Genomic DNA, 19,706 nt, shown 5'->3' with positions numbered 1-19,706 from the left:
TTGTCTTGCCTGATCCTCTCAATGCGGCTGAGGAGAAAAGCGATTAGGAAGGAGGGCGACGCTCATGACCCACCCGTTGAACGAACTCCGCGCGCTGGTCCTTCGCCACGCCTCCGCACCTCCGCCCGTACTCCCCGGCGTCACGCTTTGGTCCAGCCGCCGCCCCACGGCGCCGACGCCCACGATGTATGAGCCGAAGATCTACTTCCCACTCCAAGGCGCCAAGCGGCTCAGCAGCGGCGACCGGACACTGAAGTACGGGGCGGGCAGCTTCGTCCTCGTCTCGCTCGACGTGCCGGTCGTCGGGGCGGTCATCGAGGCGAGCGCGGATCATCCGTACCTCGCGGTGTCGCTCGAGCTCGATCCCGCGAGCATCGCTGCCTTGCTGCTCGAGCTTCCACCCGCGACGGTGGCGGACAGCTCGGACGCGGCGAAAGCACTCATGGTCACCCCCACCACCGAGGCGATGTGCGACGCGCTCTTGCGCATGCTCCGCCTGCTCGACGCACCGGCGGACGCACCGCTGCTCGCGCCGATGATCGAGCGTGAGCTGCTCTACCGCGTCCTCCAGAGCCCGCGCGGTGTCGTCTTGCGACAGATTGCCCGGGCGGACAGCCGGCTGGCGCAAATCCAGCGTGCCGTGAAGTGGATCCGCGCGCACCTCGCCGAGTCGCTCCCGGTGGAGACGCTCGCGGGGATCGCGTCGATGAGCGTGTCGTCGTTCCACCGGCACTTCAAGGCGGTCACCGGCCTCAGCCCGCTCGCCTTCCACAAGCAGGTGCGCCTGCAGGAGGCGCGTCTGCGCCTGCTCGCCGCGCCCCCGGGTGCGGTGTCCAGCGTCGCGTTCGCCGTGGGCTACGAGAGCGCCTCTCAGTTCAGCCGGGAGTACGTCCGTCAGTTCGGGATCTCACCGGGAAGAGACGCAGCGCGCCTCCGCGCCGGTTGAGCACACCCGGGTCAGGGAAGAGGTCGGCATGGGCGGACGCGCCGGGCCGACGAAGCCCACCGCGCGCCTGGCCAATCCGCATGATGACCGTGCGCGCCTCGCTCACTCGCCGGGATGCGTCCATGGTACGGCGACCGGCTCAGGCGCGGAGGCTCATGTGGTAGCATTCGGCCATGGCGGTCATCATCATCGTGGGAGTGCTCGTCGTGGCGCTCGTCGTCGGAATCGGGGCCCTGCTTCGGTGGACAGTGGGGGCTGACGTCCGGCGCGCCAAGGTGCTCGCGCAGGGGGAGGCAGGGACGGCGCGCATCCTCGGCTGGGAGCAAACCGGATTCAGCCACGGGCGCAATGACATCCTCCGCTTCTCGCTGGCCATTCGTCTGTCTTCCGAGGACTCCGAGTTCCAGGCCACGGCGGACCGCTCCGTGCGGCCGATGGAGGCGCCGCTCTTCCAGGCTGGGATGCGGCGACCGGTGCGCGTTCTTCGGGACGGCGAGCGCATGCTGGTGGAGTTCGAGTAGCGCGGGATGCCGTCGCCGTCGAAGTGAACATTGTCTCCGCGCTCGGCGCGGATTGCTGGGAGCCTTTTCAGAATGATCCTTCGCGACGTCACGGATGCGGACCTTCCCATCTTCTTCGAACACCAGCGGGACCCAGACGCGCTGCGCATGGCCGCGTTTTCATCGCGGGAGCGCGATGCGTTCATGGCCCACTGGCGGACAAACGTACTCCGCCCTGAAAACGTCTCCCGCACCATCGTCATGGGCGGCGCGGTCGTGGGGAACATCGGCAGTTGGTCGCAGGAGGGCATGCGCCTCATCGGCTATTGGATTGGTCGCGAGCACTGGGGCAAAGGCGTCGCCACTCGGGCCCTGGCTGAGTTCCTCCTGGTCGAGCCCACCCGGCCGCTTCATGCGTGGGTCGCGCTCCACAACCTCGCGTCGATCCGCGTCCTTGAGAAGTGTGGCTTCCGCGCCCTGCTCGAAGAGAGCCCGGAGCACCCGGACGGAGTCGCCGAAGTCCTCATGAGGCTTGCTTCGACGGAGTGAGCGTGGCTCGCTTCGCCGGAGGTAGGGGACTGCCATTCACTTCCGTGCCGGCAGGCTCTTCTGCCATGACGTCGGAGCGGTCGGACGGGTGACTCGCCCTCCATGCCCCACCGAATCGAAGGCGGGGTGCACGGTTGCTCGCTCGAGCAGGCGCTTGACGAGTCCGAGCAGGAGCGTGGAGCGCCGGAGCTTGACGCTGCGCAGGCAGTATCGCCAGGGCGCCATGGCGAAGGGCCTGGTCCTCACGAACCACCAAGGATTGGCGCTCCAGGTGCAGTCGGACATCGAAGCGCCCTGACCGTTCAGGCTTGCCACCCGGCTCGCATTCCAAGGCGATGCGTCGAGTCGCTTCAATGCCAGCGGCACTTCAAGCGCCGAGCAGCCACTGCCCGGCCGCGGCGCTTGCGGCGACAACCAGCCACGGCGGTGCCGCCCATTGCTCGAGGAGCCCGAAGGCCAGGAGCGCTGCCACGACGTCACGGGGGCCGCGCACGCTCTCCGTCATGACCGGAGTGTAGAGCGCCGCGAGAAGCACGCCGACGACCGCGGCGTTCGCACCGGCGAGAGCCGCCCGTGCCCAGCGCTTTTCTCGCAGCCGATGCCAGAACGGGAGCGCCCCGCCAATGAGCAGCCACGCAGGCAGGAAGATGGCCAGGAGACACCACAGCCCGTTGAGCCAACTCCCAGCGCCAGGTTTCATCGCTGCCCCAAGATAGGCCGCGAAGGCGAACAGTGGCCCCGGCAGCGCCTGGGCGGCCCCATAGCCGGCGAGGAACTGATCATCGGTGAGCCAGCCGCGGGGCACGATCTCGGCGCGCAAGAGCGGGAGGACGACGTGCCCGCCGCCGAACACGAGCGAGCCGGCGCGATAGAGACTGTCGAAGACGGCGAGGTCGTGCGACTCCGTCGCGGAGGCGAGCAACGGGAGCGCCACCTGCAGGGCGAGAAAGGCGACGAGCGCTCCCGCTGCCGCGATATGGCCGCGTGTACCGCTGACGACGCCCGGCGGCGCCCCCACTGAGACCGTGCTTCGATAGAGCCACCAGCCGACGAGACCGCCGCCCGCGATGACGCCAAACTGGGCGAGGGCGCCCGGGAACGCGAGCAGCACCGCCGCGGAGCCGATGCACAGCGAGATGCGCGCGCGGTCGATGCACAGCCTCCTGCCCATGCCCCACACGGCCTGCGCGATGACCGCGACGGCCGCGAGCTTCAGTCCATGCAGCCAGCCGGCGTTGCCCAGGTCCGAGGCACGGGCGACGCCGTAGGCGAAGCCAATCATGAGCAGCGCCGATGGCAGCGTGAAACACGCCGATGCGAGGAGGGCTCCGAGCAGCCCGGCGCGCTGCATGCCGAGCGCGAAGACCACCTGACTGCTGGCGGGGCCCGGGAGGAACTGGCAGAGCGCGACCAGGTCGCCGTAGTGCGCGTCGTCGAGCCATCTTCGTCTCCCGACGAACTCGGCTCGCAGATACCCGAGGTGGGCGATTGGACCGCCGAACGAGAGGCAGCCGAGGCGGAGGAACGCGGCTGCTACTTCGAGGAGGCGGCTCGCCGTCGGCGGATGTGACCCAACAGGGGCGGTCTCGCGGCGACCTGACGCGGCTCCCTCGTTCTCCTGAGGCTGAGTGGGGGTGGACGTCTCGCTCATGACCTGCGCGTCCACTCAACGCACCAGGGGCGCGTTGCGGTCCTCGGTGCCGCGCGCGGCCCGGGCGCGTTCGCCATCGTCAGCGACAGCCCGACCCTGGCGAGGAGCCAGCCGGCGGCGAAGCGGTTCGAGGCGACTCCCTGTTGCGACAGGTCCATGCGCTCCTGGTTCAGCTTGAGTGCCAGCATGATGTGACCGAGCAACCCCGTCGTGAATGTGGCCGTCCGCGCGAGAACCACATCACCGGTTGTGTGGAACCACCAGGGGTCGATTGCGAGGACCGGACGCGGTCGAGCCCCCCACCTCCGGGCGCTGCGCGAGTTCCCCTCCTGTCGCGTACTGGCACCGAGGCGCTCACGGCTGGCGGCGACGTCGGCACCCTGGTGCGCGCCATCGAAGAGGGCCGCCAGCTGTTCTTGAACCTCCAGCGCGGCTTCCTCTCCCCGCGGCTCGTCCACCTGCCGTTGGCGAGCACCGCGGCGCTCGGGCCGCTCCACGTCCAGGACTGAAGGACTCCGGCGTGCGAGACAGGGTTCAGCCCTCCGCGTCGGTGGCCTCGGACTCGATGTCCTTGATGAGCTTGTAGAGGTACTTGGGGTTGACGCCCAAGCGGCGCGCCGCCTCGGCGTGGCTGCCGCTGGTGTCGAGCGCCTGTTGGACGAGCCGCTGGCGATAGACACGGACCGCCTCCTTGATGCCCCGGGGGGTGGTGGCTGGCCGAAGGGCTCCAGCGATCTCCGGCGGCAGCACGTCCAAGCCGATCCGCTCCGCGTCGCTCAGCACCACCGCGCGTTCGAGCACGTTGCGCAGCTCGCGCACGTTGCCTGGCCAGGACCAGGACTCCAGCGCGGCCAGGGCGGCCGGGTGAAGCCTTCGCGCAGGGAGGCCCTGCTCGGCGACGAGCCGGGCGATGAGCGATTCGGCGACCAGACCGATGTCCTCCTCTCGCTCGCGCAGCGGTGGCACCTCCAGCCGCACGACATCCAACCGGAAGAGCAGATCCTCGCGGAAGCGTCCGGCGCGCACCTCCGCGTGGAGCTCCTTGTGCGTGGCGGCCATGACTCGCACATCCGCGCGTCGCGACTCGGTGGAGCCCACCCGCATGAACGTGCCGCCCTCCAGCAGGCGCAGCAGCTTCGCCTGGACGGGCAAGGGCAGCTCGCCCACCTCGTCGAGGAAGAAGGTGCCTCCGTCCGCGGCCTCGAAGCTGCCGGGGCGCGTCCGCTCGGCCCCGGTGAAGGCGCCTCGCTCGTGACCGAACAGCTCGCTCTCCACCAGCCCCGGTGAGAGCGCTCCGCAGTTGATGGCCACGAAGGGACCGGAGGCCCGGCGGGAGTGCTCGTGCAGTGCTCGCGCCACCAGCTCCTTGCCCGTGCCCGTCTCGCCCAGGATGAGCACGGGGGAAGGGGAGGGGGCCACCTTCACCAGCAGCTCCAACAGCTCCAACATCGCATCGCTCTCCCCGACCAGCGCCTCCAGCTTGCGGCCCGTGCGCAGCCGCGCGCCCCGCTCCTGACGTCTCTCGCGTGCGCGGGCGAGCGCCACATCTCGCTCCAGGAGCGGCCCCAGGGCGCGCGCGAAGGCCTCGGCGTGCTCGCGGGCCTCCGGGCCAAAGGCCCCCGCGGTGCTCGGATGGTCCAGGTACAGCACTCCGAAGGGCCCCGCGCGGCCCGGCAGCGGCACCACCAGCACCGCGCGCAGGGCGAGCGCCATCACACTGGGCGCTTGGGCGAAGCGGACATCGACCCGCGCGTCCTGGAGCAGCAGGGGGCCGCCCGTCTCCAGGGCGGCGGCGAGGATGGTCCGGGACAGCTGTCCCTCGGGGCCACTGGGGTGCGGATCCGTGAAGCCCTGGTGGGCCGCGAAGCGCAGCGCTCCGCCCCTCCCGCGCAGGCCGACGAAGCCCCGCCTCGCCCCGGTGAGGTCCATCAGGGCGCCCAGCGCCACCTCCAGCGAGGTGCCCAGCGGCGCGGCCGACACCTGCTCCAGCGAGCGCTGCACCGCGCTCTTGGGGGGCTCTGGCGGCGGTGCGGGCCGGGGCGGCGGGGCCGCGGCCATCCGCGAGGCCTCCTGTTCGATGCGCACCAGGGCCCCGAAGTGCTCCAGGGCCCAGGTCCGCAGGCGCTCCCGGTCCACGACCTCCGCGCGGGCAAGGGACTCCAGCTCCACGAAGGCCCGCAGCGCTTCACGCACCTGTTCGACGAGCGGTGGGGCGCTCATGCCGCCTCCTTCCGGTCCAGCGCCTCGAGCAGCGCCTCCGCGCTCTGGAACCGCTCCTCCAGGTCTCGCGACAGGCAGCGGTCGATGAGGGCGCGCAGGTCCTCCGGCACGGTGGAGGGCAGGGGGGCGGCGGGGGTGTTGTGGATGCGGTAGACGAGCTCCAGCTCGTGGGTGCCGAGGAAGGGCCGGTGGCCGCACAGCAACTCGTAGAGCACCACGCCGAGGCTCCACACGTCACTGCGCCCATCCACGGGCCGACCCACGCACTGCTCGGGGCTCATGTACGCGAGCGTCCCCACCGCCGCCCCGTGACGGGTGACGGTCTTGAAGACGATGCTGCGCACCAGCCCCAGGTCCGTGAGCACCGCCCCCTGGGAGCCCAGGAGGATGTTCTCGGGCTTCACGTCGCGGTGCACGACGCCCGCGCCGTGCAGGGCGGCGAGCGCGGAGGCCACGTCGTGCGCGAGGCCGCGCACCTCGTCCGCCGCGAGCGTGCCACGCACCGCGAGGTGCGCGCGCAGGGACGGGCCGTCCACGAGCTGCATGGCGAGAAACCCCCTTCCGTCCTCGAGGGTGCCGGCCTCCAGGATGCGCACCAGGTTCGAGTGGGCCATCTGCATGCCGGCGCGGGCCTCGCGGAAGAAGCGGTCGCGCACCTCGGGGTGGCTCATGGCCTCGGCGTCGAACAGCTTGAGGGCCACCTCGCCGTGCGGCCCCCGGGCTCGCCACACGGTGGCCGCGGCGCCCGAGCCCAGCTGTTCCAGGAGGACGTAGGGCCCGGCATGCCGGCGCGCGCGGCGCCGCTGGTTCCAGGCGCGGAGCAGTCCCGTGCTCAGGGACGCCAGCAGCGCGCCGGGCCCGAGCAGGAGGACACCGGGCGCCCCCCAACGCACCAGCGGCCCGAGCAGCACGAGGACGCTGGTGGCGAAGACGGGCAGCGTCACCCGCTGCTGGCCGGGCACCAGCCGCCTGCCCACCCACCCCAGCGCGAGCAGCCCAAGCAACAGGGAGACTCCCTCGCGAGGCCCGTTGGCGAGGCGCACCGAGTTGGACACCCACAGCATGGCGAGCCGCCCCGCGCGCGCCGGTCCCTCCACGTCGCTCACCCGCACCGTGCTGCCCGCGCTGACTCCCGCGAGGGTGCGCCGCTCTCCCGTGGGGAAGCGCACCTCCAGGGTGTAGCGCGCCAACGGATCCGGCAGTCCGACCCGCGCCCTTCCACCTCGCGCCCGGACCGTGGCCACCGGGGGGCCGCCCGCCTCCGGGCGGAGCAACACCCAGGCGCCCTCGGCTCGGCTGTCGCTGTGGCTGGCGCTCACGTCCACCCGCACGGCGCGGCCCGCGTTCGCGGTGGCCAGCAGCAGGCCTCGCTCCGGCGTGTACACGTCGGGGGCCCCGTCCCCGTTGGCGTCGAACACCGCGGGCTGGGACAGCGGGCCCGTGATGTCGGTGATGCGCTCGAAGCCCCGCGCGCCTCCGAGGTACACCTCGCCGCCCTGGGTCATCCGGGCGCCCACGCGCAGCTCCGCCTGGATGACGTCGGGGTGGCCATCCAGATCCAGATCCACCACCAGCCCGGCGGGGGCCGCGGGGTGCGGCCAGGGCTCGCAGCCGCCGCTGGGGGTGGGCGGGCAGGTGACGAAGGGGAAGGCCCGCTCGGGGTTGTGCAGGCGCTGCGCGGACGCCTCCGGCCGGCCGTCCCGGTCGAGGTCCGTCCACGCGCCTCCCTCGGCGACGAGCGGCAGGGGGAGGACCTGGAAGTGCCCCGGCGCGTCCTGGCGCAGCAGCAGCGGTGGGTCCCTCCAGCGCAGGGCGAAGCCATCCGCATCCCCATCCCCGTCGGCGTCGTCCCACAGCACGTGGTCCGTCCCGGGCGGCGTGGGCGCCTCGGGCCCGAGGGTGAACTGGCCCGCCCCATCGTTGAGGTAGAAGGCGTGCCGCTCCTGCGTCACCACGTGCAGGTCCAGGTCCCCATCCCCTTCCATGTCCACGAGCGCCACGCTGGCGTTGTTCGCGGGAAGGGCCCACGCGCGCTCGAAGCGCCCGGCGGAGAAGCGCCACACCTCCACCGTCCCCGCCCGGGTGGCCACCGCCAGGTCCAGGTCCCCGTCCCCGTCGAGGTCCCCCAGGGCGAAGCGCCCATTCCACAGCTGGATGGGCCGGGGCAGCTCGCCGTCGAGCGGAACGAAGCGGCCGGCGCCGTCGTTGCGGAACGCCACCATCGAGGCGCTGCCCGTGCCCTCGCCGCCCTCGGGGGTGAGCGCGAGCAGATCCTCGTCCCCATCCCCGTCGAAGTCCGCGGCCTCGGTGTGCAGCAGGCCCTTGGGGAGCGTGCCGGGAGGCGTCTCCGCGAAGGTGGGCACCCGCCGGTCCGTGGAGCGGTAGATGCCATCGTGGGCCAGCACCCAGACCTCTCCGCCCGACTCGGCGATCGCGCGCGGTTCGAAGCGCAGCCCGCTGGCCACCGGCACCCACCGCTCCCGCTCCACGCGGAAGACCGTGCCCTCGCTCGCGCCCCACCGGCCGTCCACGTCCAGCACGATGTTGCCCAAGGAGAACGGCCCCGGAATGGGATGCCAGCGGTCCTCCTCGAAGCGGTAGAGGCGGCCCTCACGGCTCCCCAGTCCGCTGGCGTGGAGGGCGTGCTCCTTGTCGCCGTCCAGCGGCGGGACGCGCTCCCAGCGCCCGTCCGTCCAGCGCCAGAGCCTGGCCCCGCCGTACTCCAGCACCCAGCCCTGGCCCTGGGCGTCGAAGTGCACCTGGCCGCAGTAGTAGGTGTTGGCCCCAGCCTCCGGTGTCCACGCGGCGAAGGACGGCTGGTGCACCCACGCCCCGTTCCTCCAGCGCCACATCCGGGCGCGCTGTCCGCAGGCCCAGCCGTCTCCGTCCGGCAGCAGGGCATAGCTGCCCACCTGGAGGAACTCGCTGTCGTCCAGCCGCTCCCTCGGGGTGGGCATGGGCTCACTGCCCTCGGCCGTCACTCGCAGCAGGTTGGGCTCGAAGCCGTTCAGGGTGTGATTGAAGCCGAAGTAGACCTCGCCCGCGCGCCACGACGACAGCGACAGCTCGGTGGCGAAGGGGCCCTCGTGGACCACGCGCCAGGAGCCCCCCGGCGGGCGGTGATACAGCCGCGAGCGCCCGGCGGTGGTCGCGTCTCCTGACACCGCCACCCAGAGCCCTCCGCCTGGATCCACGTGCATGGCGGGGACGTTCCCGCCCACCTCGTCCAGGGAGAGCTCCCGGTAGAAGCGCCAGGTGCCGGCCGCCTCGGCCACGGGAGGACGCTCGCGGCTCGCGCTGTCGCACGCGGCGGCCAGCACGAGCAGCGGCAACACCCACGGGAGCACGCCCCCTCCCGGCGCACGCGACGGTCTGGAATTGAACATTGGATTGGGAATGTACGCGTCGAGCGAGCCCCCTGGGGAGGGTGCCGCGACGTGACGAGGAACGTCACCCGGTCAGAAAGAGCTGACTCTTTTCCCTCCCAGGTCCGCAACCGCGCGTTTTTACAGACGCGGCCAGAGGCGTGGGGTTTGGAATGTCGTTTGCTCCACGGTCGCCGCGAGGGGGCCGGTCCGGCCACCGCGACGAACACCCATCCACCGCCGCACCCGCCGGCTGGCGCACCGCTCCTGGGGTGCGCCGCGACAGGAGACGTGTATGCATCGAGAGATTGATTCATCCCGAGGAAGGTGCCTGGGGGCCCTGCTGCCGTTGCTGCTGATGAGCGCGCTGGCGGGCCTGGAGGGCTGCAAGCCTTCAGAGTCCGTCCAGGCGGATGAGACCAGCACCGCCGTGTTCTCCATCGACGTCGACGAGCCGGCGTCGGGCGGCGGCACCGGTGGGGCAGGGCGCGTGTCGTCGTTCGCCAACTTCTCCTTCACGAGCGTGGCGCGCATCCGCATCGACGTGCTGGAGACGGCGACGAGCGCCCCGCTCTTCAAGGGGGTGGACCTCACCGTGGCGGGCGGGACGTGGTCGGGCACCGTGCCCTTCCTGCCTCGGAACAAGGGCCTCACCTTCCAGGCGCGCGCCACGGGCCTCAAGGGCGAGCTGTTCTTCTCCGGCAGCACGGACAGGACGCTCACGGGGGACAACGAGAACGTGGTCATCGTGCTGGCGCCGGTGAGCGACGGCGAGACCATCACCCTGCCGCGCATCAAGAAGATCACCATCCCGGCCGAGTTCCCTCCGGGCAAGCGCGGCAACATCGACTTCCTGGTGGAGGCCAGCACGGGGGAGTCGCTCCGCTACGTCATCACCGCCGGGACCGGTGGCGGCTCCTTCTCCCCGGTGCAGGGCAACCTCCAGCTCCTGGGCACCACCGGCACCTTCGTCAGCCAGTACGTGCCGCCCCCGGTGAAGACAGTGACCGAGTTCACCCATGACGTGCTCGTCACCAACGCGGCCGGCCACTCCGTCAAGACGACCTTCAAGACGAAGGTGCTGCCGGTGGACCCGTCGTCCGACGCCATCGACACGCGCGTGCATGTGCTCTTCAACCCGGTCATCCAAGCCCTCAAGGCCACGCGGCGCGCGGGCACCGGGGACGTCCTCTGGGAGGCGGCCGTCGCGGATGACAGCGCGGCCTCGACGCTGACCTACGCGTGGAGCTTCAACCCCCAGGGCTCGTTCGACCCCGCGCCCGCCTTCGCCAGCCAGTCCAATCCCACCACGATGAGCGGCTACTCCCCGGCGGTGCAGGGCGAGCTGGTGCTCCAGGTGACGGACGTGGACGGCGGGCAGACGACGCTGAAGTACGTGCTGGCGCCCGGGCAGTTCCCGGACAACCCCTATGACGTGGGCAACCTCAACGGGCTCATCTCCATCCAGGCCGGAGAGCGCCACACGTGCGTGCTCTTCGACAACGCCAACGTCCGGTGCTGGGGCCTCAATGCCTCCGGGCAGCTTGGCTATGAGCACACGCTGGACATCGGCGACAACGAGCACCCCTACACCGCCGGCAACGTCAACCTCGTGGGCAACGCGACCCAGGTGGTGACGGGGCGCGGCCACACCTGTGCCCTGCTCGAGGGCGGCTTCGTGCGCTGCTGGGGCGGCAACACCCATGGCCAGCTCGGCTATGGCCACACCGCCAACATCGGCGACGGGGAGCCGGTCGCCAGCGAGGGCTACGTGGGCCTGGGGGGCCGCGCGGTGAAGCTCGCCGCCGGCGCGGAGCACACCTGCGCGGTCCTCGACACGGGCAAGGTGCGCTGCTGGGGCGCCAACAGCCAGGGCCAGCTCGGCTACGGCCACACCCAGGACGTGGGGGACAACGAGTGGGTCTGGAGCGCGGGGGACGTGGACGTAGGGGGCCCGGTGCAGGACCTCACCGCGGGGGCGTCCCACACCTGCGCGTTGCTCACCACGGGCAAGGTGCGCTGCTGGGGCCAGGGCGAGTTCGGCCAGCTCGGTTACGGGAACGCCGCGACGATTGGCGACAACGAGACGCCGGCCACCGCGGGCGACGTGGACGTGGGCGGGCCGGTCCTCCAGCTCAGCGCGGGCAAGGCCCACACCTGTGCCTTGTTGAGCACCGGCCGGGTGGTCTGCTGGGGCTACAACAACAACGGGCAGCTCGGTTATCCGGGCTACTACTCCGCGCCCTACTCCCCCTACTTCATCAACGTGGGTGACAACGAGACGCCCGCGTCGGTCGGCTCCGTCGAGCTGTATGGCACGGCACTCCAGGTCGCCGCTGGCGCGGACCACACCTGCGCGTTGATGAGCTTCGGCGCCGTCAAGTGCTGGGGGTATGGCGCGTATGGCCAGCTCGGCTACGGCAAGAGCAGCACGCTCCCCACGCCGACCGCCGAGATCGTCAACCTGGGCGGGTCGTCGGCGTACGCCGTGACGGCGGGGGGCGCGCACACCTGTGCCCTGCTGAGCACCGGCAAGGCGCGCTGCTGGGGCCTCAACGACCACGGCCAGCTTGGCTACGCCAACACGCTCAACCTGGGAGACGACGAGCTGCCCTCGGCCGCGGGGGACATCCAGGTGCTCGCGCCGCCCGTGGGGCCGTAGTCCATGCCCGCCGCCACCCAGGGCCGTGGATGGGTTTTCAAGACGTGGGGAGTCATTGACGTGAAACACAGCAATCGAAAGGGAGCGCGTATGAAAGGCATTCTTCGTGGGAAGTCGCTCGTGGGATTGGGGCTGGGCCTCGCGCTGGCGGGGTGCGGCCCGGAGACGGACGCGGAGCTGGCTCGGGAGCCTGGGACCGGCACGGTCGCGCAGCCGCTCACCGAGCTCGTCACCAATGGCGGCTTCGAGTCCTCGCCGCTCGGTTTCAGCAACTGGGTGTCGCTCTTCGCGGGCAACACCCAGCTCACCGGGTGGACCATCCTGGGCTCGGGCATCGACGTGATGGCCAGCAGCTACAGGTCCGCCAACGCCGGCAGCGCGTCCATCGACCTCAATGCATATGACGCGGGCGGTGTCTCCCAGACACTCACCACGGCGTCGGGGACCGGCTACACGGTGCGCTTCGCGCTGGCCGGTTGCGTGGGCACGTACGTCAAGGTCACAGCGGGAAGCGTCGCGTACAACTTCCGGGTGAACTACGCGGGGTGGGTGTCCAACAACTTCGTGTTCAACGCCACCAGCTCCAGCACCGAGCTGAAGTTCGAGAGCCTGTCGACGGGCGTTTCGTGCGGTCCACAGCTCGACAGCGTCTCCGTGACGGGGCCCTGATACGAGAGGCGGGGCGCGCCGACTACAGCTCGGAGTATGGGATGGCTTGACGTGCAAACGTGAAGCCAGAGGGGCTCGCGGAACCCGATTTTTTCGACCGCGCAGCCCCATTCCCCTTCACGGAGCAGGTATTCCCACGAGAAGAGCGAATTTAAAGACTCAGTTGCCTTGTCCGGGGCTCTCTCGAACATGCGTGATTTCTCCGCCTCGAAGCCCCCGATGCTGTCCTTCTCCCGCTCGTCCTGGGTGCTCTTCGTCGCCTGGGGCCTGCTGCTCTGCGCGGCGCCAGGCTGCCGCGACGCGTCCAAGCCCACGCCCGACGCAGGCATCCCCGAGGATTCGGGCACGCCCGACGCGGGGCCGCCCGACTCCGGGACGTTGCCCTGGGATGGCACGTACACCGTGCTGGAGGAGCTGGGAGACGGCACGGGGGACCCCGGCGTGCTCTCTGCCTGCGCGCTCTTGCCGCGCGTAGGCGAGAGCCCCGCCGGAGGCTGTCTCAATCCGGCCATGTTCGACCAGTCCGCCTGTGACTCCTCCACGCTCGCCAACATCCCGAAGGACGGCATCTTCCATGTGCGGCTGCGGGATGAGACGGCGCTGGCGGACGGCGGAGTGGAGGGCTCGTACTACACCGTGACGATGCACCTCATCGGCGACGGCGGCTCCAGCTCGTTCTATTACTCGCCGGTCACCCACGAGGAGCGCGACGCGAACAGCTTCCGCCTCGGCATCCAGACCCCGACCCGGGACGGAGGCACCGTCACCACCGTGCTGGCGGGCTGTGAGGCGCCCAGCAACCGCTACTTCACGGGCTGCTTCGCCCGGTGCCTCAACGGCCGGGTGTTGGAGCGGGCCACCGCCGATGCCCACCGCATGCTGTGGCGCGAGGGTGAGGAGGAGTCCGCGGGCGGCCTGAAGCTCGTGTCGGAGACGTACGTCGACCAGGGCACTCCGTTGGACATCTACGTGGCGAAGAACCACGCCTACGTCGTCTCCGGCAAGACCTACCTTCGCCCGGGCAAGCCGGGCGGCATCTCCGTCTTCGACGTGACGGACCGGCGCAACCCCGTGCTGAGGACGGTCATCAGCCTCCCCAATGATCAGCTCTGGAACAGCGTGTGGACCAAGGGGGACGCGCTGTACGTCGCCAGCCAGGACACCGGCATCGTGATCTTCGACATCTCCAACCCGGCGGCCCCGCAGTTCGTGCGCCGCGTGCCCAACAGCGCGCCCCTCGCCGTGCACACCGTGCTGGTGAACGGGGAGCGGCTCTACGGCATGGGGCTCTGGCCCTCGAGCAACACGCTCGTGTTCGACGTGTCCCAGCCGCTGGAGCCCGTGCTGCTCCAGCGGCTCGCGTTTCCCCTGGTGGGCCCCTACGACGGGGCCCATGACGCCTTCGCCTACCAGGGCAAGCTCTACATCAGCCACTTCGAGGGCGGCCTCAAGGTCGTCGACGTCGAGAACCCGAACGACATGAAGCTGCTGGGGACCTACACGTACCCGAACACCACCGCCCACCACAACGCGGTGGGCACCTTCGCCGGGCGCACCATCGTCTTCGAGGGCGGCGAGAACCATGGCGCGCACCTGCGCGTGCTGGACGCCAGCGACCCGGCGCACATCGTGAAGATTGGTGAGTTCAAGCTCCGGCCCACGACGTCCATCCACAACATCCTCCTGGTGGGCACGCGCCTGTACGTCGCGTGGTACCAGGAGGGCGTGCGCGTGCTGGACGTATCCAACCCCACGCAGCCCCGGCAGCTGGCCTACTACAATACGCACCGCGAGACGGACCCCGGGCGCACCGACGACGTCTTCGAGGGCGCCATCGGCATCCGCGTCCCCGGCGACGGCTACGTGTACATCGTCGACACCGCACGCGGCCTGCTCATCATGAACGAGCCCTAGCCCGGCATCCGGGGCGGCACGGCCAGGGGAGGCCGTCATCCCGCGTCCGCCCGGGGACAGCCCGTACCGCTTCACGAGTGCGGTGATCAAGCGGTCGCGCCAGGCTGCCCGTGCCCCTCGCCAATTACGCCGCGAACGCCTCGCGCTGCGGCGAGGACGTTGACGCAGAGCAAGGACATGGCGCGTGAGCTGGTCGAGCAGCGCCTCAACGTCGAGACCTGAGGCAGGCCGCGACCGCCGCGGCCAGGTTCGACGCTCGCGGCTCGCCGATCCGGAATGACCAGAGGTTCATGACGTAGCCAAAGCCGACACCGGCATCGGGGTCGGCGAAGCCAACCGATCCGCCGGAGCCGGGGTGACCGAACGACCCGGGCCCGACAAGGGGCATCGGCGGGCAGGCTCGCCAGAACCCGAGCGACATGTAGAAGGAGCGGTCCGCGGGAACGTCCAGTCCTGGCGGCATCCCGTTCATCTTCGTCTTGTCGGTGTGGACGACGGTCATCTTCTCGACCGTCGCCGGATTCAGCAGCCGCACGCCGTCGACCTTGCTCACCGTGGCCGCATACATCCGCGCCAGCGAGCGAGCGTCCGAGAACATGTTCCCGAAGGGGAGCTCAGCAGCGCGGAAGGCACGCGTGTTCATGTAGCCGCTGGCGTGATCAAATGCGCCGCCGAGTTGACCGGCGCGGGCTTGCACGGAGTCCGGGCCCCACACGGCGTTCATCCAGGCGATGACCGTTTCCCTATCAAGGCCCGTGGTTTCAATCATCCCGGCGGTCATCTCCTCCAACGTGAACGGAGCGGCGTACTCGATCCGCGCCACCCGTCCCTCTTGCTCCTCGGGCAGCCCAATCCAGGCGCTCAGCCCGAGCGGAGCAGCGACCTCGTCGGCGAAGAAGGTGCCGAGCGACTTGCCGGTAATCCGCCGCACGACCTCCCCGACCAGGAACCCGAAGGTCATGCTGTGGTAGACGTGCTCGGTGCCCGGCTGCCACTCCGGCTTCTGCGCTTCGAGTGCCCGGATGACCGGATGCCAGGCACAGGCGTCCTCGAAGGTCAACGGACCGTCGACGACCGGCAGACCGGCTTGATGTGAGAGCAGCCAGCGCACCGGGATGTACTCTTGCCGGCCGCGCCGAACTCCGGCCAGTACTTGACCACCGGGGCGTCCAGCTCGAGTTCGCCGCGCTGTGCCAGCAGATGCGCGCAGATCGCGGTAGCGCCTTTGGTCGTGGATGCGACCAACGCGATGGTGTCCTCGTTCCACGGACGGTTCGCCTCGCGATCGGCGAGGCCGCCCCGCAGGTCGACGACGGGACGCCCGTCCGCGTAGACGCAGCACGCCGCGCCGACCTCGCCGGGGGTCCCTTCGAAGTTCGCCCGGAAGACATCCGCCACTTTCCCCCAGCCATCCTCGACGTGTCCCTGCACTACGGCGCCGCGTGTCGTATCCAACATGCTGCACTTCCTTTTCAAGAGGGTCCGAAACGCAACGCTTGCGCAGCGCTGCAGCGCTTGGCTTTGTGCCTCGCGGGCTGACGTCCCAGGCCTGCTGCTCGTGTTTCACGAGCGCGGTGAATCACGATGTCGCGATGCCTGTCCGAACACAGGGCTCGACTGCGTCCACGCGCGGCGCTGGTGCGCTGGCCGCGTGGAGTTCGTTACGAACACTGCACGTGGATGATGTGCGGTGTCATCAGCAGGCTTCCTTAGACTTCCTTCGCTTCTTCTTCGGCGGCGCGCGCAAGAGCGTTGGTCAGCCGCTCCCGCTCTCGGAGGATCCACTGCCCCTTCGGGTAGTTCCGGACGAACGTCTCGATGAAGTCCACGGGGTCTTCCCCGACGATCTGGCGGATCGGGGTCCGGTTCGCCGCGCTCTGTTCAAACAAGTCGACAAGGTCCGCGTAAATCGCAGTCCCGTCGCCCCCCGTTCCGAAATACATCAGATACCGCTCCAGCGCTTCGACCGCCGTGCGATAGCTCGAGGGAAGTTGTTTCGTGCGCGCCTTATACTGCCGCCATTGCCCCTTCTCTCCGATCACCTTCGAGATAAACTTTGAGATGAACATGTCATCTGCCTCCTTCATGGAGCAGTTGAAGCCGTTCAGCGAGGAAGCTCCAATTCCTCCAGAACTCTTCGAGGTATTCCCGCCCCTCAGCGTTGAGCGAGTACACCTTGCGCGGCGGCCCCTTCTCGGACGGGACCTTCTCCACGTCGACCAGGCCGCGCTGCTCGATCCTGACGAGCAGCGCATAGACGGTGCCCTCGGCGATGTCTGAGAAGCCCATCTCCCGCAACCGCGCCGTGACCTCGTAGCCATACTCCGGCCGCACGGACAGGATCGCCAGGACGATGCCCTCCAGCGTGCCCTTGAGCATCTCCGTCATCTGCTTGCCCACGAAACGCTCCTCATACTACTTAGCAATGCTGACTACCGGTACTTAGTAACACAGAATAGCGAAAGCGCAAGCCCACCTGGCAGGCTGTTGAGAAACCTCTCCGAGGGATCGACACCCGCACCGAGGCGTGGCGGCCTCCGCGCCTCTGAGGAAGCGATGTGAGGACGGCCCAAGCAGCAGACGACGCTCTTCACCTCAAGGGTCACGTGAAAACCGGCCAAAGAGGGCCCTTCAAAACCGGCCAAAGGAAGAGGACCGAGACAGGAAGACTCCAATCCTGCGGACTCGGAGGACCGCAACTCCATGAGGCCTGCGACGCGAAAGCGGGGACATCACTGCGTGACGGCGAGTGTCGTGGTACGGCAGAGGCCGTGGTACGGCCGAAGGCCAATGCCGATGCGTTCAGCGCTTTTTCTGGCGTTGCGGGTCTTTTGCGCGCGCGACACCTGCCTCTCCACATTGGCGGGTGGGGAGTCCCGTTTCGACGATGAAGTCGATGAGCGTGCGCACGGCGAGCGGCATCAGCTCGCGCTCGTGGTAGACAACCGAGAGGAGCGTCTGCGCGCCGATTTGTTTCGCGAGAACCCGCACCAGCGTGCCGGAAGCGACCTCTGCCTGCGCCAGGAAATCGGGGAGCAGCGCGATGCCAAGGCTGGTGCGTGCAGCGCCGAGCAGCACGAACATGTCGTTGGAAGTCATGCGCGGATGAATGCGCACACTCCCCCCTGTGAGGCGCGGCCAGCTCAGCGAGGGCGTTTCTCCGCGCCCGAACGGACTCAAGCAAGCGTGCCTGCGCAGGTCCGTAGCGCGCTTGGGAGTCCCTGCTCTTGCCAGATACGCAGGCGTCGCCACGCAGACCAGCGTGTTCGTACCCAACGTGCGTGACACCAGGTTGAGCGGCGCCGACGCAACGGGACCGGAGCGCAGCGCGAGGTCAAAGCCGCCGTGAATCAAATCGACGTGCGTATTGCTGGCGTCCACCTCCAGTACAACGTCGGGATGGCGCAACGAGAACTGACCGAAGAGCTCCCCCAGGGAGTCGGGGGCTCCAGTAGGAACTGAGATGCGCACCCGGCCCTCTATCTTGCCACTGGGGCGCTGGACGATGGCGCGCGCACGCTCGAGTGCTTCGACCGAGTGGCGCGCGTGCTGGTAAAACTCGGCGCCCGCGTCGGTGAGCGCCTGCCTTCGCGTCGTGCGTTTGAGGAGGCGTATGCCGAGGCGCTCTTCGAGTCGCTGCAAGCGCCGTCCAACGGTCGAGCGTGGCAGGCGCAGCTCTTTCGCGGCGCGTGAGAGCGAGCGCGTGTCGACCACACGCACGAAGGCGATCAGCTCGGCTGTCTCCGGTAAGTCGTCCATTTGGAGCAAATCGTAGCAAATCATTCCAATTTTTGCAGAGTTGTCTCAGGTCGGCGCGAGGGCGTAGTCAGGTGCCATGAGAACGAAACTCCTGTACTGGATACCTACCGGCTTGCTGGCGGCGATGTTCCTGATGTCCGGTACCTTCAACGTCACTCACCAGCCCAACGTGATGCAGATCTTGGCGCGTCTGGGCTACCCCAGCTACCTGGCCACGATCCTTGGAGTTTGGAAGCTGCTCGCCGCAGTCACCTTGGTGTTTGGCTCGCGGTGGCCGCGATTGAAGGAATGGGCGTTCGCGGGCCTATTCTTCGAGCTCAGCGGTGCGATCATCTCTCACGGGGCCTCCCGTGATACCGTCGCCAGCAGTCTGCCCGCTGGCGTACTGCTTGTTCTGACTGGCATCACCTACGCGGCGCAGCGACGGTTCGGCCCTCCCGGCTCGGCGTTGTGACGGCGCTGACGTGCCTGGGTGAACAGCCGCGGCGCCGCCCACCGTGAAGTCGATGATCCGATCCCACAGCGCCCGGAACCGCAGCTCCTGGAAGTGGGAGCCCGACTTCAACCAGCTGATGTGAGCCGGGGGCTGATCGAAGTGGCCGGTGACGTCCAGGTGGTCCGCGACCGCGACGTGGACCACCTGTCCCCAGACCTGGGAGCGGCTCGGGACGATGCCGTCGCTCCGGGACTCGAAGTTCCGGCCAAGGACCGCCTGGAGGGCCTGGGATTGGGCCCCCGTGAGTTCGGGCGTCTGGAGCTCCGGGGACAGGGGCGCGCTCTTCTCATACAGGAAGGAGAAGAGCCCATGGAGGAGCGAGTCCGCGGTCGGCAGCAGGTGGAGGGTGGGCTTCGGCGGCGGCGCGCCGGTGACGACGCAGCCGTAGCGCACGTCCTCCCGGTCCGCGGTGTTCGCGTTGAAGGCCCGCACGCTGTCCGGCATGAGATCCTGGATCAGCGCCTGGCTCTCACCCACCTGGCTGAAGAACCGGAGGAGCTCTTCGCGCTCGTTATCGGAGAGGTCCGCCGTCAGCCGGAAGACCTGGTTGAAGAGGTTGGGCGGAAGCTTCGCCTGTTCGCTCCGCAGGGTGAGCCAGTAGCACGCCTGGAGCACGGCGGTCCGCAAGGGCATGACCTTGCGATGCAGGGTGAAGAAGGTGAAGAGCCACAGATAGCGCAGCAGCGTCTTCCCCACGTGGCCCTGGTGGAAGTAGGTGGCCAGCGGGGTGCCGTAGTGGGGCGTGGCGAGGCTCACGACGGAGCGTACGCGCCTCACGAAAGCCGGGGCCTCCCGGGCCATGCGCGGTGAGACGACGCTCCGTGCATCCAGCCCGCCCGTGGAGTGCCCCACGAGGTGGAGCTGCGCGTTGTCCTCGTTCGCGGTCCGTGCCATCTCCCGGAACACGTCGCGGGCCCGCACCGCCAGCCCGGAGGTGGGGGCGGAGGGCACGGTATGCACCTGCGCATCGATGCC

Annotated in this window: 14 protein-coding genes and 2 pseudogenes; 8 read left to right on the top strand and 8 right to left on the bottom strand. The window is 69.2% G+C overall.

Going from position 1 to position 19,706, the window contains the following annotated elements:
• The first annotated feature begins 64 nt into the window (after nucleotides 1-64).
• The 3 genes from FOF48_RS07940 to FOF48_RS07930 all read left to right on the top strand — a co-directional run bounded on the left by FOF48_RS07940 (nucleotide 65) and on the right by FOF48_RS07930 (nucleotide 1,995).
• A complete protein-coding gene (locus FOF48_RS07940) occupies nucleotides 65-946 on the top strand; it encodes an AraC family transcriptional regulator (protein WP_143899559.1) in 882 nt (293 codons plus the stop codon).
• Between the two features lie 173 nt (nucleotides 947-1,119).
• Nucleotides 1,120-1,467 (top strand): hypothetical protein, encoded by a 348-nt coding sequence (locus tag FOF48_RS07935; protein ID WP_143899558.1) that lies wholly within the window; start codon nucleotides 1,120-1,122, stop codon nucleotides 1,465-1,467.
• A 72-nt stretch (nucleotides 1,468-1,539) separates the two neighbouring features.
• A complete protein-coding gene (locus FOF48_RS07930; RefSeq protein WP_143899557.1) occupies nucleotides 1,540-1,995 on the top strand; it encodes a GNAT family N-acetyltransferase in 456 nt (151 codons plus the stop codon).
• Between the two features lie 367 nt (nucleotides 1,996-2,362).
• On the opposite strand, the gene chrA is transcribed toward FOF48_RS07930, so the two are convergent.
• Nucleotides 2,363-3,646 carry a chromate efflux transporter gene (chrA, locus tag FOF48_RS07925; RefSeq protein WP_143899556.1) on the bottom strand — a complete coding sequence of 428 codons (1,284 nt, stop codon included), beginning with the start codon at nucleotides 3,644-3,646 and terminating at the stop codon, nucleotides 2,363-2,365.
• 383 nt (nucleotides 3,647-4,029) lie between these two features.
• On the opposite strand from chrA, the gene FOF48_RS36935 reads away from it, so the two are divergent.
• Nucleotides 4,030-4,155 (top strand): hypothetical protein, encoded by a 126-nt coding sequence (locus FOF48_RS36935; protein ID WP_255442005.1) that lies wholly within the window; start codon nucleotides 4,030-4,032, stop codon nucleotides 4,153-4,155.
• 25 nt (nucleotides 4,156-4,180) lie between these two features.
• Here the strand turns inward: FOF48_RS36935 and FOF48_RS07920 are convergent, their stop codons facing one another.
• The gene (locus FOF48_RS07920; protein WP_143899555.1) at nucleotides 4,181-5,866 is read right to left on the bottom strand and encodes a sigma-54-dependent Fis family transcriptional regulator; all 1,686 of its coding nucleotides are present in this window, start codon (nucleotides 5,864-5,866) and stop codon (nucleotides 4,181-4,183) included.
• A complete protein-coding gene (locus tag FOF48_RS07915) occupies nucleotides 5,863-9,213 on the bottom strand; it encodes a serine/threonine-protein kinase (protein WP_186001827.1) in 3,351 nt (1,116 codons plus the stop codon). The genes FOF48_RS07920 and FOF48_RS07915 overlap by 4 nt, the downstream gene beginning before the upstream one ends.
• A 313-nt stretch (nucleotides 9,214-9,526) precedes the next feature.
• Between FOF48_RS07915 and FOF48_RS07910 the strand changes: the two genes are divergently transcribed.
• From FOF48_RS07910 to FOF48_RS07900, 3 genes are all read left to right on the top strand, one after another.
• Nucleotides 9,527-11,893 carry an RTX toxin gene (locus tag FOF48_RS07910; protein WP_143899553.1) on the top strand — a complete coding sequence of 789 codons (2,367 nt, stop codon included), beginning with the start codon at nucleotides 9,527-9,529 and terminating at the stop codon, nucleotides 11,891-11,893.
• Nucleotides 11,894-11,983: 90 nt separating this feature from the next.
• Complete coding sequence (locus FOF48_RS07905) at nucleotides 11,984-12,562, top strand: DUF642 domain-containing protein (protein WP_161664403.1); 579 nt, start codon at nucleotides 11,984-11,986, stop codon at nucleotides 12,560-12,562.
• Nucleotides 12,563-12,751: 189 nt separating this feature from the next.
• Nucleotides 12,752-14,476, top strand: coding sequence for an LVIVD repeat-containing protein (locus tag FOF48_RS07900; RefSeq protein WP_255442004.1), 1,725 nt, complete (start codon nucleotides 12,752-12,754; stop codon nucleotides 14,474-14,476).
• A 205-nt stretch (nucleotides 14,477-14,681) separates the two neighbouring features.
• Here FOF48_RS07900 and FOF48_RS07895 read toward each other — a convergent pair.
• The 4 genes and pseudogenes from FOF48_RS07895 to FOF48_RS07880 all read right to left on the bottom strand — a co-directional run bounded on the left by FOF48_RS07895 (nucleotide 14,682) and on the right by FOF48_RS07880 (nucleotide 18,259).
• Nucleotides 14,682-15,934, bottom strand: a pseudogene (locus tag FOF48_RS07895) (serine hydrolase domain-containing protein).
• A gap of 251 nt (nucleotides 15,935-16,185) precedes the next feature.
• On the bottom strand, nucleotides 16,186-16,545 hold the full coding sequence (locus FOF48_RS07890; RefSeq protein WP_143899551.1) for a DUF1048 domain-containing protein: 360 nt from the start codon (nucleotides 16,543-16,545) through the stop codon (nucleotides 16,186-16,188).
• 1 nt (nucleotide 16,546) lies between these two features.
• Complete coding sequence (locus tag FOF48_RS07885; RefSeq protein WP_143899550.1) at nucleotides 16,547-16,876, bottom strand: PadR family transcriptional regulator; 330 nt, start codon at nucleotides 16,874-16,876, stop codon at nucleotides 16,547-16,549.
• Between the two features lie 402 nt (nucleotides 16,877-17,278).
• The gene (locus tag FOF48_RS07880) at nucleotides 17,279-18,259 is read right to left on the bottom strand and encodes a LysR family transcriptional regulator (protein WP_143899549.1); all 981 of its coding nucleotides are present in this window, start codon (nucleotides 18,257-18,259) and stop codon (nucleotides 17,279-17,281) included.
• Nucleotides 18,260-18,311: 52 nt separating this feature from the next.
• Between FOF48_RS07880 and FOF48_RS37695 the strand changes: the two are divergent.
• Nucleotides 18,312-18,572 (top strand): annotated as a pseudogene (locus tag FOF48_RS37695) (DoxX family protein); the annotation flags it as partial.
• Here FOF48_RS37695 and FOF48_RS36925 read toward each other — a convergent pair.
• Nucleotides 18,540-19,625 (bottom strand): triacylglycerol lipase, encoded by a 1,086-nt coding sequence (locus tag FOF48_RS36925; protein ID WP_255442012.1) that lies wholly within the window; start codon nucleotides 19,623-19,625, stop codon nucleotides 18,540-18,542. The pseudogene FOF48_RS37695 and the gene FOF48_RS36925 overlap by 33 nt on opposite strands.
• Between the last annotated feature and the right edge of the window lie 81 nt (nucleotides 19,626-19,706).

It is taken from the genome of Corallococcus sp. Z5C101001 (genome assembly GCF_007352635.1).
GTDB classification, from domain to species: domain Bacteria; phylum Myxococcota; class Myxococcia; order Myxococcales; family Myxococcaceae; genus Corallococcus; species Corallococcus silvisoli.
This window is presented reverse-complemented; position numbering and strand designations above follow the sequence as displayed.